At 60.7% G+C, this 15664-nt stretch carries 17 protein-coding genes and 2 tRNA genes; 2 read left to right on the top strand and 17 right to left on the bottom strand.

Annotation, left to right across the window (positions count from 1 at the left end; translation table 11 throughout):
- Position 1: 1 nt before the first annotated feature.
- From nuoK to AC1DF8_RS16800, 16 genes are all read right to left on the bottom strand, one after another.
- Entirely contained in the window at positions 2–310 is a 309-nt protein-coding gene (gene nuoK / locus AC1DF8_RS16875) for an NADH-quinone oxidoreductase subunit NuoK (RefSeq protein WP_112544547.1), read from the bottom strand.
- A gap of 25 nt (positions 311–335) precedes the next feature.
- Positions 336–953 (bottom strand): NADH-quinone oxidoreductase subunit J, encoded by a 618-nt coding sequence (locus tag AC1DF8_RS16870; RefSeq protein WP_112544548.1) that lies wholly within the window; start codon positions 951–953, stop codon positions 336–338.
- 143 nt (positions 954–1096) lie between these two features.
- Positions 1097–1588: an NADH-quinone oxidoreductase subunit NuoI gene (gene nuoI / locus AC1DF8_RS16865; RefSeq protein ID WP_037096244.1), complete on the bottom strand. Its 492-nt coding sequence runs from the start codon at positions 1586–1588 to the stop codon at positions 1097–1099.
- A gap of 36 nt (positions 1589–1624) precedes the next feature.
- Positions 1625–2671 carry an NADH-quinone oxidoreductase subunit NuoH gene (gene nuoH, locus AC1DF8_RS16860; protein WP_112544549.1) on the bottom strand — a complete coding sequence of 349 codons (1047 nt, stop codon included), beginning with the start codon at positions 2669–2671 and terminating at the stop codon, positions 1625–1627.
- 12 nt (positions 2672–2683) lie between these two features.
- A complete protein-coding gene (gene nuoG / locus AC1DF8_RS16855) occupies positions 2684–4765 on the bottom strand; it encodes an NADH-quinone oxidoreductase subunit NuoG (RefSeq protein WP_478154217.1) in 2082 nt (693 codons plus the stop codon).
- 225 nt (positions 4766–4990) lie between these two features.
- Entirely contained in the window at positions 4991–5647 is a 657-nt protein-coding gene (locus AC1DF8_RS16850; protein ID WP_183887982.1) for a 5' DNA nuclease, read from the bottom strand.
- A 4-nt stretch (positions 5648–5651) separates the two neighbouring features.
- Complete coding sequence (gene nuoF, locus AC1DF8_RS16845) at positions 5652–6956, bottom strand: NADH-quinone oxidoreductase subunit NuoF (protein ID WP_112968074.1); 1305 nt, start codon at positions 6954–6956, stop codon at positions 5652–5654.
- Positions 6957–6968: 12 nt separating this feature from the next.
- Positions 6969–8114 (bottom strand): NADH-quinone oxidoreductase subunit E, encoded by a 1146-nt coding sequence (locus AC1DF8_RS16840; protein ID WP_478154216.1) that lies wholly within the window; start codon positions 8112–8114, stop codon positions 6969–6971.
- A gap of 16 nt (positions 8115–8130) precedes the next feature.
- Complete coding sequence (locus AC1DF8_RS16835) at positions 8131–8403, bottom strand: hypothetical protein (RefSeq protein WP_112544554.1); 273 nt, start codon at positions 8401–8403, stop codon at positions 8131–8133.
- Positions 8403–9593, bottom strand: a complete 1191-nt coding sequence (locus tag AC1DF8_RS16830; protein WP_112544556.1) for an NADH-quinone oxidoreductase subunit D — start codon at positions 9591–9593, stop codon at positions 8403–8405. Before AC1DF8_RS16830 ends, AC1DF8_RS16835 begins: the two co-directional genes overlap by 1 nt.
- Before the next feature lie 66 nt (positions 9594–9659).
- Complete coding sequence (locus AC1DF8_RS16825; protein WP_112544558.1) at positions 9660–10262, bottom strand: NADH-quinone oxidoreductase subunit C; 603 nt, start codon at positions 10260–10262, stop codon at positions 9660–9662.
- A gap of 18 nt (positions 10263–10280) precedes the next feature.
- On the bottom strand, positions 10281–10865 hold the full coding sequence (locus AC1DF8_RS16820) for a NuoB/complex I 20 kDa subunit family protein (RefSeq protein WP_112544560.1): 585 nt from the start codon (positions 10863–10865) through the stop codon (positions 10281–10283).
- The gene (locus AC1DF8_RS16815; RefSeq protein ID WP_097611397.1) at positions 10856–11221 is read right to left on the bottom strand and encodes an NADH-quinone oxidoreductase subunit A; all 366 of its coding nucleotides are present in this window, start codon (positions 11219–11221) and stop codon (positions 10856–10858) included. The genes AC1DF8_RS16820 and AC1DF8_RS16815 overlap by 10 nt, the downstream gene beginning before the upstream one ends.
- 248 nt (positions 11222–11469) lie before the next feature.
- Positions 11470–11546, bottom strand: a tRNA-Asp gene (locus AC1DF8_RS16810).
- 72 nt (positions 11547–11618) lie between these two features.
- A tRNA-Asp gene (locus AC1DF8_RS16805) sits at positions 11619–11695 on the bottom strand.
- Positions 11696–12051: 356 nt separating this feature from the next.
- On the bottom strand, positions 12052–12453 hold the full coding sequence (locus tag AC1DF8_RS16800; protein ID WP_113212498.1) for a (R)-mandelonitrile lyase: 402 nt from the start codon (positions 12451–12453) through the stop codon (positions 12052–12054).
- A gap of 149 nt (positions 12454–12602) precedes the next feature.
- On the opposite strand from AC1DF8_RS16800, the gene AC1DF8_RS16795 reads away from it, so the two are divergent.
- Positions 12603–13589 carry an aldo/keto reductase gene (locus AC1DF8_RS16795; protein WP_478154215.1) on the top strand — a complete coding sequence of 329 codons (987 nt, stop codon included), beginning with the start codon at positions 12603–12605 and terminating at the stop codon, positions 13587–13589.
- Between the two features lie 71 nt (positions 13590–13660).
- On the opposite strand, the gene AC1DF8_RS16790 is transcribed toward AC1DF8_RS16795, so the two are convergent.
- Positions 13661–14650 (bottom strand): zinc-dependent alcohol dehydrogenase family protein, encoded by a 990-nt coding sequence (locus AC1DF8_RS16790; RefSeq protein WP_478154214.1) that lies wholly within the window; start codon positions 14648–14650, stop codon positions 13661–13663.
- Between the two features lie 104 nt (positions 14651–14754).
- On the opposite strand from AC1DF8_RS16790, the gene AC1DF8_RS16785 reads away from it, so the two are divergent.
- Entirely contained in the window at positions 14755–15654 is a 900-nt protein-coding gene (locus AC1DF8_RS16785) for a LysR family transcriptional regulator (RefSeq protein ID WP_478154213.1), read from the top strand.
- Positions 15655–15664 lie beyond the last annotated feature (10 nt).

Below are 15664 nucleotides of genomic sequence, written 5' to 3'. Positions count from 1 at the left end.
CTCAGCCCTTCATCATATTGACGTCTTCGACCGCGATCGAACCGCGGTTGCGGTAGAAGACAACGAGAATTGCAAGACCGATCGCCGCTTCAGCAGCAGCAACGGTCAGAATGAACAGTGCGAACACCTGGCCGACGATGTCGTTGAGGAACGACGAGAAGGCGACCATGTTGATGTTGACCGCCAGCAGGATCAATTCGACCGACATCAGGATGACGATGATGTTCTTCCGGTTCAGGAAGATGCCGAAGATGCCGATCGTGAAGAGGATGGCGCTGACCGTGAGATAATGGGAAAGTCCGATGACCATGTTCTTTGTTCCTTGACCTCTCGGCTCAGCTTACGCCCTGGCCCGGCTTAACCTTGATCACCTCGACGGCGGTGGCAGGCGTGCGGGCAACCTGGCGGGCGATATTCTGCCGCTTGATATTGGTGCGATGCTTCAGCGTCAGCACGATCGCGCCGATCATGGCGACCAGCAGGACCAGACCGGCGATCTCGAAGAAGTAGACGTAGTTCGTATAGAGCACGTCGCCGAGTGCCGCCGTATTGGTGCGTTCGGTCAGCGCCGGGATCGGCATGGCGACGGTCTTGGCAATCTCGGGCGAGATCGCGCTGCCGCCGACGACGACGATGAGTTCGGCTGCGAGGATGAGACCGATCAGCGCGCCGATCGGCGCATATTCGAGAACACCGGCGCGAAGCTCGGTGAAGTCGATGTCAAGCATCATCACCACGAAGAGGAAGAGAACCGCGACCGCGCCCACATAGACGACGAGCAGGATCATCGCCAGGAATTCTGCACCCAGCAGCAGGAAGAGACCGGCTGCATTGAAGAACACCAGGATCAGGAACAGAACCGAGTGAACCGGGTTCTTCGCCCAGATGACCATGAACGCCGACGCTATCGCGACAAAGGCGAAAAGATAGAAAAATAGAGCCTGCAGACCCATGTTGGTGCCTTTTTCATCTTCCCCCGGGCAGCCGGGAGTTTCCCTGCCCGATAGGACTTCGCACAGCATTCGCCAGCAAAGCCCCGGTGCATGTTGACCGCGGCGGGCGTTGAGCACCCTTCCCGCGGCATTTCAAATTTCAATCAACGATAGGGCGCGTCGATCGCCATGTTGCGGGCGATTTCACGCTCCCACCGGTCGCCGTTTTCGAGAAGCCTCTGCTTGTCGAAGTAGAGCTCTTCACGGGTCTCGGTGGCGAATTCGAAATTCGGGCCTTCGACGATCGCATCGACGGGGCAAGCCTCTTGGCAGAAGCCGCAATAGATGCACTTCACCATGTCGATGTCGTAGCGCACCGTACGGCGTGTGCCGTCATTGCGGCGCGGGCCGGCTTCGATGGTGATCGCCTGAGCGGGACAGATCGCTTCGCACAGCTTGCAGGCGATGCAGCGCTCTTCACCGTTCGGGTAACGGCGCAGAGCATGCTCGCCGCGGAAGCGCGGGCTGACCGGACCCTTTTCGAAGGGATAGTTGATCGTCGCCTTCTGCTTGAAGAAGTAGCGCATCGACAGGAAGAATGCGCCGACGAATTCCTTCAGGAAGAGCGAGTTGATGGAGGCGGACAGGCTTCCCATCTTATTCTCCAATTTTGCCGGAAACGAGGTTGGACATCAGCCTGCCCATCCCGTCAGTTTCAGCACGAATGCAACGATGATGACCATGGCGAGCGACAGCGGCAGGAAGACCTTCCAGCCGAGACGCATGAGCTGGTCGTAGCGGTAACGGGGCACGAAAGCCTTGACCATGGCGAACATGAAGAACACCAGGCATGCCTTCAGCATGAACCAGATGATGCCCGGCACCCAGTTGATGAGCCAGAAATCGACCGGCGGCAGCCACCCCCCCAGGAAGAGGATGGTCGTCAGCGAGCACATCAGGACGACGGCCGCATATTCGCCGAGCATGAACATCATGTACGGAGCCGAGCCGTATTCGACCATGAAGCCGGCGACGAGTTCGGATTCTGCTTCCGGAAGGTCGAAGGGCGGGCGGTTCGTCTCGGCAAGTGCGGAGATGAAGAAGACGACGAACATCGGGAACAGCGCCAGCCAGTGCCAGTCGAGGAACGAGTTCGGCAGGCCGATCATGGTGCCGAGACCGGTGCGCTGGGCGTTGACGATGTCAGTCAGGTTCAGCGAACCGACGCAGAGAAGGACAGTGACGATGACGAAGCCGATCGAGACTTCGTAGGACACCATCTGCGCTGCGGAGCGCAGCGCACCGAGGAACGGGTACTTCGAGTTCGAAGCCCAGCCACCCATGATGATGCCGTACACTTCGAGCGAAGAGATCGCAAAGATATAGAGGATGCCGACATTGATGTTGGCAATGACCCAGCCATCTGCGAGCGGCACGACCGCCCAGGTCGACAGCGCCAGAAGCACGGTGACGAGCGGGGCAAGAAGGAAGACCGCCTTGTTGGCGCCGGCCGGAATGACCGGTTCCTTGAAGACGAACTTCAAGAGGTCGGCGAAGGACTGGAACAGACCGAAAGGACCGACGACGTTCGGGCCGCGGCGCAGCTGGACGGCGGCCCAGATCTTGCGGTCGGCAAGAAGGACGTAAGCGATGAAGACCAGCAGGCAGACGAGCAGCAGCAGTGACTGACCGATCATGATGATCGCCGGCCAGACATAGGTCGAGAAGAAAGAATCCATGAGTTCCTGCCCTTACTCTGCCGCGACTTTGAAATTGTTGCGGGCCAACGCCGAGCACTCGGCCATGACAGCCGAGGCGCGCGCTATCGGGTTCGTCAAATAGAAGTCTTTGACCGGCGACGCAAACCCGGATTTGTTCATCTTACCGGCTTTTTTCGCCAGTGCGGCAATTTGGGCGCTATCGCCTTCGGCGATCTCGTCGATGGCCGCAAAATGCGGGAATGCCGCATAGAGCTTGCCGCGCAATTCGCCGAGAGAATCAAACGGGAGCTTCTTGCCGAGCACGTCAGAAAGGGCTCGGATGATCGCCCAGTCTTCGCGCGCGTCGCCTGGTGCGAAACCGGCGCGGTTGCCCATCTGGGCGCGGCCTTCGGTGTTGACCCAGGTGCCGGACTTTTCCGTATAGGCGGCGGCCGGCAGGATGACGTCGGCGCCATGCGCACCGTTGTCGCCATGCGAGCCGATATAGACAGTGAACTTCGCAGCCTTCGCCGAGAAATCGAGTTCATCGGCGCCGAGCAGGAAGAGCACGTCCATGGTCTTCAGCATCTCGGCGGCATTGACGCCCTTGGCACCCGGCACGAAACCGAGGTCGAGGCCGCCGACGCGCGATGCTGCGGTGTGCAGCACAGCAAAGCCGTTCCAGCCTTCGGCGATTGCGCCGACATTGACAGCGAGCTTGGCGGCGGTTGCGAGAACGCCAGCACCATCCGTGCGGGTCAGCGCACCCTGGCCGATGATGATCATCGGCTTGGAAGCCTTGGAGAGGACTTCGGCGAAGGCGTGGCCGCCGTCGAGAATGTCCTTCAGCGTATCGGGGCCTGCGCCGAGATAATCATACTTGTAACGCATCTCGCCGCCCTCACCGATCACGCCGATCGGGAAACCGCCGCGACGGTAACGCTTGCGGATGCGGGCGTTGAGGATAGCCGCTTCGAAGCGCGGATTGGCGCCGATGATAAGCAGCGCGTCAGCCTGTTCAATGCCCGCGATGGTCGGGTTGAAGAGGTAGCTTGCGCGGCCGAGCGACGGATCAAGTGCCGCCCCATCCTGGCGACAGTCGAGGTTCTCTGAACCCAGCGACTTTACCAGTTCGGAGAGCGCATACATTTCTTCGACCGAGGCGAGATCGCCGGCAATCGCGCCGATCTTGTCGCCGGAGGTTGTCGAAACGGCCGACTTGATGGCGCCGAAGGCTTCGCCCCAGCTCGCCGGCTGCAGGCGACCGTCCTTGCGGACGTAGGGCCGGTCGAGGCGCTGCGTCTTCAGGCCGTCCCAGACATGACGGGTCTTGTCGGAGATCCACTCTTCATTCACCGCCTCATTGATTCGCGGCAGGATGCGCATGACTTCGCGGCCGCGAGTATCAACGCGGATCGCCGAGCCGACGGCGTCCATGACGTCGATCGATTCAGTCTTGTTCAGTTCCCACGGACGGGCCGTGAAGGCGAAGGGCTTGGAGGTCAGAGCGCCGACCGGGCAAAGATCAACGACGTTGCCCTGCAGCTCGGAGGTCATGGCCTGCTCGAGATAGGTGGTGATCTCGGCGTCCTCGCCGCGGCCGATCAGGCCAAGCTCGGAAATGCCGGCCACTTCCGTCGTGAAGCGGACGCAACGCGTGCAGTGAATGCAGCGGTTCATGACCGTCTTGACGAGCGGGCCAATGTACTTGTCTTCGACGGCGCGCTTGTCTTCCTGATAGCGCGAGGTGTCGATACCGAAGGCCATGGCCTGGTCCTGCAGGTCGCATTCGCCGCCCTGGTCACAGATCGGGCAATCCAGTGGATGATTGATCAGCAGGAATTCCATCACGCCTTCACGGGCCTTCTTGACCATTGGCGTGTTGGTGAAGACTTCAGGCAGTTCGCCGTTCGGGCCGCCGCGGATATCGCGCACGCCCATGGCGCAGGAAGCCTGCGGCTTCGGCGGACCGCCCTTGACCTCGACGAGGCACATGCGGCAATTGCCGGCAACCGACAGACGCTCATGGAAGCAGAAGCGCGGAACTTCAGCGCCGGCTTCTTCGCACGCCTGAATCAGCGTGTAATGATCCGGAACTTCGATCTCGTTGCCGTCAATCTTCAGTTTTGCCATCGTCACTCAGTCCTGTTTCCCATTCGCCGGATACCGGCAAACAAACCTATTTTTGCAACATCCATATTGCCAAGGCAGACATTTCGTCCGTCCTGGCGCTGGTATTGCCCAAATTCTCTTTTCGCCGGCTCCGAGACCCGAAACCCGCCATCGGCATTGCGACCCGAGGCCCCTGCCCCGCCGATCGATATGCCATTCCGCCGGCCATTGCCCGAGGCCGGAAACCTACTTCTTCCTGCGGCCCCGTGTCGCCAGCACCTTGGCCTGGCCGACCCAGTCGTCACGCAGGATCCGGCCGTCGACGCCGAGTTCGGCGTCCAGGTTCGCAACGTCCTGATCGTTCCATGCCGCGACATCGGCAAAGGTGCGGATGCCTCTCTTGTTCAGCACCTGCTCCAGTTTCGGGCCGATCCCGGCGATCAGTTTCAGATCGTCAGCCTTCCTGGACCTTGCGGCGGGCTTCGCCTTGGCAACCGTCGGCTTCGCCGCTTCCGTTGCCGGGGCCTTGCTGGAAACCACCGTCAGCTTCGGCTTTGCAGCCTTGCGAACCGGTGCAGCCGTTTCTGCCGGGCGAATATTTTCCGGACGGATATCCATCTCGGGTGCTTCTTCGTCCGGCGGCGTTTCATCAAGCGCTGCGGCCGCCAGGTTCGCCGTTTCAAGCGCGCCCTTCAGCGCACCGAAGAAAACGCCGGCCATCTGCGTGGAAATGCCGAAGCCGATCGCGGTGGCAGCGGCAAATGCCGCAGCCGGATGCGCCATCAACGGATGAACGGGGAAAGCACGCGCATTTTCCAGCATGCCGGCAGCAAGACGGCCGAAGTCAGCCGCAAAATCGGCTGCCCCTTCATTCATCTTGCCGTCGGATGCCTCTGATGTCATGCGCTTACTCAGCCGCCTCCAGAACCGCACCGTGATCGAGAGCATTGGCCGTATACTGGTCGATGCGCGCTTCGATTTCCGGACGGAAGTTACGGATCAGACCCTGCACCGGCCATGCGGCTGCGTCGCCGAGCGCGCAGATGGTGTGGCCTTCGATCTGCTTGGTGACCTGGAACAGCATGTCGATTTCGCGCTTCTGGGCGTTGCCACGCGCCATGCGCTCCATCACGCGCCACATCCAGCCGGTGCCTTCGCGGCACGGCGTGCACTGGCCGCAGCTCTCATGCTTGAAGAAGGCCGAGATACGAGCGATCGCCTTGATGACGTCGGTGGACTTGTCCATGACGATCGAGGCGGCCGTACCGAAGGAGGAACCGACGGCGCGCAGGCCATCGAAGTCCATCGGGCAGTCGATAATGTCCTTGGCCGGAACGATCGGGCACGATGCGCCGCCCGGGATGACGGCAAGCAGGTTGTCCCAGCCGCCGCGGATGCCGCCGGCATGCTTGTCGACCAGTTCGCGGAAGGTGATGCCCATGCTCTCTTCGACGGTGCACGGCTTGTTGACGTGACCGGAGAGCATGAAGAGCTTGGTGCCGACATTGTTGGGACGGCCGATCGCCGAGAACCAGCCGGCACCACGGCGCAGGATGGTCGGGGCGACGGCGATCGATTCGACGTTGTTGACCGTCGTCGGGCAGCCGTAGAGACCCATGTTTGCCGGGAATGGTGGCTTAAGACGCGGCTGGCCCTTCTTGCCTTCAAGACTTTCGAGCAGCGCGGTTTCCTCACCGCAGATATAAGCACCAGCGCCATGATGGACATAGATGTCCATGTCCCAGCCGAGCTTGTTGTTCTTGCCGAGAAGGCCGGCATCGTAGCATTCGTCGATTGCCGCCTGCAGGGCTTCGCGCTCGCGGATATATTCGCCGCGAACATAGATATAGGCGGCATTGGCGCCCATTGCGAAGCTCGCGACCACACAGCCTTCGATCAGCGTATGCGGATCGTTGCGCATGATATCGCGGTCCTTGCAGGTGCCGGGCTCCGATTCGTCGGCATTGACGACGAGGTAGTGTGGACGGCCGTCGCTCTGCTTCGGCATGAAGGACCACTTGAGGCCGGTCGGGAAGCCTGCGCCACCACGGCCGCGAAGGCCGGAAGCCTTCATCTCGTCGATGATCCAGTCGCGCCCCTTTTCGAGGATCTGCTTGGTGCCATCCCAATGGCCGCGGCTCATCGCGCCTTTCAGGGATTTGTCCTTGAGGCCGTAGATGTTGGTAAAGATGCGGTCTTTATCTTCTAACATGTCTCACACCTCTTACCGCGGCTTCTTGCCGAAGACCTTGATATATTCCGCTTCACCGCCCTTGGCGAGCGCCTTGGCCTGCTTGACCCAGTCGTCACGCTCGATGCGGCCGCGGAAATTCAGGAAACCATCGACCCATTCACGTTCGGCCTTCTTCCAGCCCGCGATCTGCGCGAAGGTGAAGATGCCGATTTCATGCAACGTTGCCTCGATCTTCGGACCGACGCCCGAGATCATCTTGAGATCGTCCGGCGCTGCCGGCTTTTCGATGCCGGCCGGACGATTCTTGTCGGTCAGCGAAGGCTTTACAACAGCTTCAGCAGCAGGTTTCGGCGCCGGCTCGGAAGCGGCCGTGCCGGAAAGCGGCTGAACTTCGGCAGCCTTGGCATTCTTGGCGGATGCCTTCGGTGCCGTTGCCGGCGTCTTCAGCGCCGCATTGGTCTCGGCATCGGTGCTCTTCGGGCGCGCAGCCTCGGAGGGCGGAACGGTGGCCCCGTCTGCCGGTGCGGTCGTTGCGGCTTTGTCAACCCAGGTGCGGGTGACGGTAACATCACCCAGTAGGGTCGTCGGGCCACCTTCGGGCGAGGACAGGTGGCGGTCGATCTGCGGGCCAACCTTGACGCTCGTGCCATTGCCGGCCGCGAACGTATCAATGATCTCTTCGAGGCGCTCGGGCGTCAGGTCCTCATAGGTATCCTTGCCGATCATCACCATCGGTGCGTTGACGCAGGCCCCGAGACATTCGACCTCTTCCCACGAGAGCGTGCCTTCAGCATTGCGCTCGAACGGGTGCTGGTGGATCTTGTTGCGGCATACGCCCATCAGCTTTTCCGAGCCGCGCAGCATGCAGGGCGTCGTGCCGCAGACCTGAACGTGAGCACGCGTGCCGACCGGATGAAGCTGGAACTGGGTGTAGAAGGTCGCGACTTCGAGAACACGGATATAGGCCATGTCCAGCATGTCGGCGATCTTTTCGATCGCCGGGCGGGTGACCCAACCATCCTGTTCCTGCGCCCGCATCAACAGCGGAATGACCGCGGACTGCTGACGGCCTGCAGGATATTTCTGAATCGTCTTTTCCGCCCAGACCGCATTGTCGTCGCTGAAAGCGAATGCGGACGGCTGGAATTGATCTTCGGCTAATCGACGAACGGACATTCTTCCTCACGCCTTGTCAGTTTAGCGTTCCACACCGCGAAGCAGTCAAAGACTGCATTTCACAGGCGTAGGCCGACTGGTCTTTTTGCATAAATACCACGAACTTGCCGCCGTTCGGCACGGCGGCCTTGATTTGATAGCCCTTGGACAAAAGCTCGCCCATGGACGACTGCTCTGCCGGCGACTGCGCCTCCTCATGGCCCAGCGGTGTGCCGAGCTTTCCGGCATCCTGCGCAAAGGCAGCGGAGGCCGAAAGAAGAAATGCTGCTGCGAGCGGCAGAGCCTGCATTAGCGGTCTACCTCACCGAACACGATGTCGAGCGAGCCGAGAACAGCCGCGACGTCGGCAAGCTGGTGGCCACGGCACATGAAGTCCATCGCCTGCAGATGCGCATAACCCGGGGCGCGGATCTTGCAGCGATAGGGCTTGTTGGTGCCGTCGGAGACGAGATAGACGCCGAATTCGCCCTTCGGCGCTTCGACGGCAGCGTAAACCTCGCCGGCCGGCACGTGATAGCCTTCGGTATAGAGCTTGAAGTGGTGGATGAGCGCTTCCATCGAACGCTTCATTTCGCCGCGCTTCGGCGGAACGACCTTGCCGTCGATCGAGGAGAAGGGTCCCGCCTTGGCATCACCGAGCAGGCGATTGACGCACTGCTTCATGATCTTCACCGATTCGCGCATCTCGATCATGCGGATCAGGTAACGATCGTAGTTGTCGCCGTTCTTGCCGACCGGGATGTCGAATTCGAGATCCGAATAGCATTCGTAGGGCTGCGCACGACGCAGATCCCAGGCAGCGCCCGAACCGCGCACCATGACGCCCGAGAAGCCCCAGGCCCAGCAATCTTCCAGCGAGACGACGCCGATATCGACGTTACGCTGCTTGAAGATGCGGTTGCCGGTGAGAAGATCGTCGATATCGTCGAGCTTGCCCGGGAACTCGTCGCACCACTTGCCGATATCCTGCACGAGCTGTTCCGGCAGGTCCTGGTGAACACCGCCCGGACGGAAATAAGCGGCATGCATGCGGGAGCCGCTGGCGCGCTCATAGAACACCATCAGCTTTTCGCGCTCTTCGAAACCCCAGAGCGGCGGCGTCAGCGCACCGACGTCCATGGCCTGAGTCGTAACGTTCAGGAGATGCGACAGGATACGGCCGATTTCCGAGTAGAGGACGCGGATGAGCTGGCCGCGAATCGGGATCTCGATGCCGAGCAGCCTTTCAACCGCCAGTGCATAGGCATGTTCCTGGTTCATCGGCGCCACGTAATCGAGGCGATCGAAGTAGGGAACGGCCTGCAGGTAGGTCTTGGTTTCGATCAGCTTTTCGGTGCCGCGATGGAGAAGACCGATATGCGGGTCGACGCGCTCCACAATTTCGCCGTCAAGCTCCAAGACAAGACGAAGCACGCCGTGCGCCGCCGGATGCTGCGGTCCGAAATTGATGTTGAAGTTGCGGACATTATGTTCTGTCATGGCGATCAGGCTCGCGTTCTCAGATAGTTGGTGAATGGCGGGAACAGGCCCACCAGCCGCCTTGAATTATTGCTTCGCTTTTTCATCGCCGGGCAGCACGTATTCGGTGCCTTCCCAGGGCGACAGAAAGTCAAAGTTTCGGAACTCCTGCTTCAGTTCCACCGGCTCGTAAACGACGCGCTTTGCCGCATCGTCGTAGCGAACTTCGACGAAACCTGTCGTCGGGAAGTCCTTGCGCAGCGGATGGCCTTCGAAACCGTAATCGGTCAGGATACGGCGCAGGTCCGGATGGCCGGTGAAGAGCACGCCGTACATGTCCCAGGTCTCGCGCTCGAACCAGTCGGCGCCCGGATAGACGGCGCAGGCGGACGGAACCGGCGTATCTTCGTCTGTTGCCACCTTCACGCGGATGCGCAGGTTCTTCTTGGGCGACAGAATATGATAGACGACGTCGAAGCGCAGTTCGCGCTGCGGCCAGTCCACACCGCAGATGTCCGTCAGGTTGACGAAGCCGCACTTGGCATCGTCGCGCAGGAACGTCAGCAGCGGAATCAGATTGTCGCCGGTCGTCGTCAGCGTCAGCTCACCATACTTGAGCTGCGAGGCGGCAATCAGGTTGCCGCGCGCTTCCGAAAGGTACGACGAAAGCTCAGTGAGGGCTTCGCTCATAATGTCCTGTCCTTGCCCTTAGCGTTCGATCGTGCCGGTGCGGCGGATCTTCTTCTGCAGCAGAAGCACGCCGTAAAGCAGCGCTTCGGCTGTGGGGGGACAGCCCGGCACATAGATGTCGATCGGCACGACGCGGTCGCAACCACGAACAACCGAATAGGAATAGTGATAGTAGCCGCCGCCGTTGGCGCAGGAGCCCATCGAGATGACGTAACGCGGCTCAGGCATCTGGTCATAGACCTTGCGAAGCGCAGGCGCCATCTTGTTGGTCAGCGTGCCGGCAACGATCATGACGTCCGACTGGCGCGGCGAAGCACGCGGTGCAAAGCCGAAGCGCTCGACGTCGTAACGCGGCATGGACAGCTGCATCATCTCGACGGCGCAGCAGGCGAGACCGAAGGTCATCCACATCAGCGAGCCGGTACGAGCCCAGTTGATCAGCTCGTCGGTCGACGTGACGAGGAAACCCTTGTCGGCGAGCTCATTATTGATCTCGCCAAAAAACGCGTCGTTGCTGCCGATCGGCTTGCCGGTCGAGGGATCGATGATCCCCTTCGGCTGCGGCGCTACGAGCGTCTGATTGCCAGCGGGGGCTACTCCCATTCCAGGGCTCCCTTCTTCCATTCATAGATAAAGCCAATGGTCAGCACGAAGAGGAAGACCATCATGGACCAGAAGCCGAACCAGCCGATGGCACCGAAGGAAACGGCCCACGGGAAGAGGAAGGCGACTTCAAGATCGAAGATGATGAAGAGAATCGACACGAGGTAGAAGCGGATGTCGAACTTCATGCGAGCGTCATCGAATGCGTTGAAGCCGCATTCGTAGGCCGAAAGCTTTTCCGAATCGGGCGCCTTGAATGCAACGGCAAACGGCGCAATGAGCAGCGCCAGGCCGATAACGAGCGCGATACCGATGAAAATAGCGATCGGAATATAGGAACTGAGCAGTTCAGTCATCATGTTCATCCCTGCTTGCGGGCGGCGCCGGGCGGCGCAACTGGGCAAATGCCCGGCAAGCGAACGTGCGTTGCAACAAGCCGTGGTTAGCGCAGCCGGAGCCCCGGCGCAAGACTTTTACAGAAGCTATTCGAACAGCGTGAGACGGACATTATCAAGCAGATGCAACGATGTCGCGACAAATCCGCAAATGTCGCGGAAGGCCGCATGGCTGACCCTCGGAAACTGCATGGCTTTTTGAAGATAAATGGCGCGAGTGACGGGGCTCGAACCCGCGACCTCCGGCGTGACAGGCCGGCACTCTAACCGACTGAGCTACACCCGCGCATTGGACCTTTCGGACCGTGAGGATATCACGAAACCGGACAGACAGCGTCAATTTGACGCCTGCTTGAAATGGCGCGAGTGACGGGGCTCGAACCCGCGACCTCCGGCGTGACAGGCCGGCACTCTAACCGACTGAGCTACACCCGCATTCTTTCAAGCAATCCGGTGCCTGAGCACCCTCTCCGAACGGGCTGGCCGTTGGGATGAGCGGCTAACTAAGGGGTTCGCCTTTTAGTGTCAAGCAGGTTTGGAGACAAAACCATGACAGTGCTGAAATTGTTTCGGAACCGCTTCGCCAATCTCCCGCAGAACCGGCAAATTCGCGTTCGTGACGCGGGCGCTCCCTGCCCCGCCTGCAGGCCATTGCATTGCCTTCGCGACCACTTACGCCTGTCGAGGAACTTTTCCACAGGCTGAGAAGCATAGGCGTGTCGTGAGCTGTTACCGGCCACGCGACGGCACCCGCCCAATCTCCGAATCATACTGCACGGCCACCGCTACCCTCAGGCCTTGCCAGCATACTGCTCGTCACTGACCTGCTCCAGCCAGTCTGCCACGCTGCCGTTCAACGCTTCCTGGATGGCAATATGGCTCATGCCAGTCTCCTCACTCGCCCCATGCCAGTGCTTCTCGCCCGGCGCGAACCAGACCACATCGCCGGCACGGATTTCCCTGATGTCTCCACCCCAGGTCTGCGCAAGCCCCCTGCCTGACGTAACGATCAGCGTCTGCCCCAAGGGATGCGTGTGCCAAGTCGTGCGCGCGCCGGGTTCGAAGGTCACGTGCGTGGCCTGCACGCGGGCGGGATCCGGCGCATCGACAAGCGGATCCAGCCGTACGGAACCGGTAAAATAGTCGGCCCGGCCTTTGGTGGAGGGGCGTGCGCCCGCAGTCTTGATATCCATGTTCTTTCCGTTCTTCCGTCGTGCGCAGTTGAAGCCGTCTTGGGCAAGGGTATTTCATCGCAGCAGGCGATCCAAGCGGTATCGGCGATTGCCGCTCTATCCGGCAGCTGCTACTGCGAGGGCCTTTCATCACGAACGGAGGATTTTTCATGAAACATCATGCTTTCGGCCGCCTGCCCTTCACCGTTACCGATGTCGGCTTCGGCGCCTGGCAGATCGGCGGTTCCTGGGGCGATGTCAGCGAAGCGGACGGCCGCGCTGCGCTGAATGCCGCACTCGATGCCGGCATGACCTTCATCGATACCGCTGACGTCTACGGTGATGGCCGCTCCGAGAAGATCATCGCCGACGTGCTGAAGGCGCGTGGCGGCGAGCGCCCGATGGTCGCGACCAAGGCCGGCCGCCGTCTCAACCCGCATGTCGCTGAGGGCTACAACAAGGCCAATCTCGAAGGCTTCATCGACCGCAGCCTGAAGAATCTGCAAGTGGACAGCCTCGACCTCGTACAGCTCCACTGCCCTCCGACGGAAGTGTTCTATCGCCCCGAGGTTTTCGCTGTCCTCGACGATCTGCAGAAGGCAGGCAAGATCAAGGGCTATGGCGTCAGCGTCGAAAAGGTCGAGGAAGCCTTGAAGGCGATCGAATATCCTGGCGTCGTCAGCATCCAGATCATCTACAATATCTTCCGCCAGCGTCCCGACCACCTGTTCTTCGGTGAGGCCCGCCGCAAGAACGTGGCAATCATCGCCCGTGTGCCGCTCGCAAGCGGCCTCCTCTCCGGCAAGATCACCCGCGACACCAAGTTCGCCAGCGACGATCACCGCAACTTCAACCGCAACGGCGAGGCCTTCGATGTCGGCGAAACCTTTGCGGGCGTGCCCTTCGAGGTCGGCCTGCAGGCGGTCGAGGAAGTGCGCAAGCTCGTTCCAGCAGGCGCCGGCATGGCAGCCTTTGCGCTGCGCTGGATCCTGATGGCAGAGGCTGTCACCGTCGTCATTCCCGGCGCGCGCAATGCCGAGCAGGCCAGGGCGAACGCTGCCGCCGCCGATCTGGCGCCGTTGTCGGCTGATGTCATGGCCGCGACCCGGGAGATTTACGGGCGGCTGATCGCTCCGCATGTGCATCAGCGCTGGTAGGCCCTGCAGACCATCAATCCCGGCCAGCAACTTGCAGGCCGGGATTGAGACATGTTCCCAGCAGGACCGCATCAGACCGTCACGACGATCTTGCCGAACTGCTCATTCGTTTCCAGGAACCGATGCGCTTCGACGATCTGCTCGAAGGGGAACGTCTTTGCTATGAGAGGCTTCAGCGCGCCGGACGCGAGCCCATCGAAAATAAAGGTCTTTGCGGCCTGAAGCCGTATCGGATCACGAATGATCTCATGGACAAGATAGCCGCGCAGCAGCAGGCATTTGCCGAGCACGGCAGGCAAAGGAAACGGTGTTGGCTGCGGGCTTAGTCCACCATATTCGATAAGAATGCCGCTCGAGGACATCGCCGCCGTCAACGGCTCGAAGATAGGTCCGGCCACGGCGTCGAGGACGACCCGAACACCTCCTTCTCCGGCGATCTCCCTTAGCCGCGCTTGCAAGTCCTCCTCCTGCGAGGCGATCACATGCGCGGCACCGGCCTCCTCCAATGCCTGACGCTTTGAAGAGGTTCTCGTAATCGCAATCGGCGTGGCGCCGATCACGTTGGCGATCTGGATTGCGGCAAGACCTACGCTGCTCGATGCAGCGGTAACAGCGACGAACTCCCCCCTTGATAGTCGGGCGATATCGATGAGGGCGCCGTAAGCGGTCAGATACGGCATCCAGAGAGCGGCAGCCTCCTCCCAGGAAAGTGTCGGCGGGTGCCTGACAACAGATGCGGCGGGAAATGTGACCAGTTCTCCATAAGCCGGCGAGCGGACCATCGAGATCGGCGGGATGATGCTGACAGCGTCGCCGGGCGCAAAGCCATCCACGCCCTCCCCTACCGCCTCGATGATGCCTGCCGCCTCGAGGCCAAGCCCCGACGGCAGTGGCGCGGTTTCGATATAGGTGCCGGATCTCAGCAGGGCCTCAGCTCGGTTGATCCCAAGAGCCCTGACGCGGATCTGAACCTGTCCCGGTCCAGGGGCTGGAATATCCATATCCTCAATGCGGAGAACGTCAGGACCGCCAAATTCATGAAAGCGGATTATGCGTGCCATTTCCCATCAACTCCAAAACAATCGGACTGAATGATCTATGCCAATTGGATTGGTGGAGATAAATTGAGCTCTGAGAAAGACAGAAGAAACTGTGAGTTTGCAATATGGATCGCCTTACCAGCATGACCGTCTTCGTAAAGGCCGTTGATCTGGGCTCGTTTGCGGCAGCGGCAGCAGCACTCGGCCTCTCCGGTCCGATGGTCGGCAAGCATATCCGCTTTCTTGAGGAGCGATTGGGAGTCAGCCTTATCACCCGGACAACGCGCCGCCAGAGCCTTACGGATTTTGGACGCGCCTATTACGAGCGCTGCCGCGTGATCCTCGCCGAGACCGAAGCCGCGGACGCGCTCGCGTTCGACCATCTTTCCGAACCATGCGGAAAGCTGCGCGTCACCATGCCCGCGCATTTCGGCCGGCATTGCGTGCTTCCGGTTCTGCTCGAGCTTGCAGGGCGGTATCCGAGCCTCGAACTCGATCTATCGCTCAGCGACCCCATTACCGATCTCGCCGATGACGGCTACGATCTCGCGATCCGTACCGGGGAACTCGCTGACAGGTCAGGGATTATCGCGCGGCGGGTCGCGCGCCAGCGCATGGTGGTCTGCGCCTCGGCGAGCTATCTCGATGCTCATGGCAGACCGGAGACTGTCGAAGATATCGGCAAGCACGATGCAATCATCTACGCGCGCTCCGCGCGCTTCAGCCCATGGCTCTTCCCGGATGGAGACCAGGCTCCAATAGAAGTTCGGCCGAGCGGCCGATTGCGGCTCGATGATCTCGATGCAATTGCAGATGCAGCGACAGCCGGCATGGGGCTTGCCTGGCTACCCTACTGGCTCATCCGCGAGCGCGTGCAGGCCGGGACGCTCGAAGTGCTGCTGCCAGGTCAGCCGGAATTTCTCTACGACTGCCATGCGCTGTGGCTGCAGACGCCGCACCTGCCGCTCAGGATCCGTCTTGCGGTCGACGCATTGGCCGCCGCACTGCCCAAATTCATGGCCTAACCCGGTCACG

The sequence above is a fragment of the Rhizobium sp. 05N49 genome, from assembly GCF_056396805.1.
The sequence above is the reverse complement of the archived record's forward strand: the minus strand, read 5'-3'. Positions and strand labels throughout refer to the sequence as shown.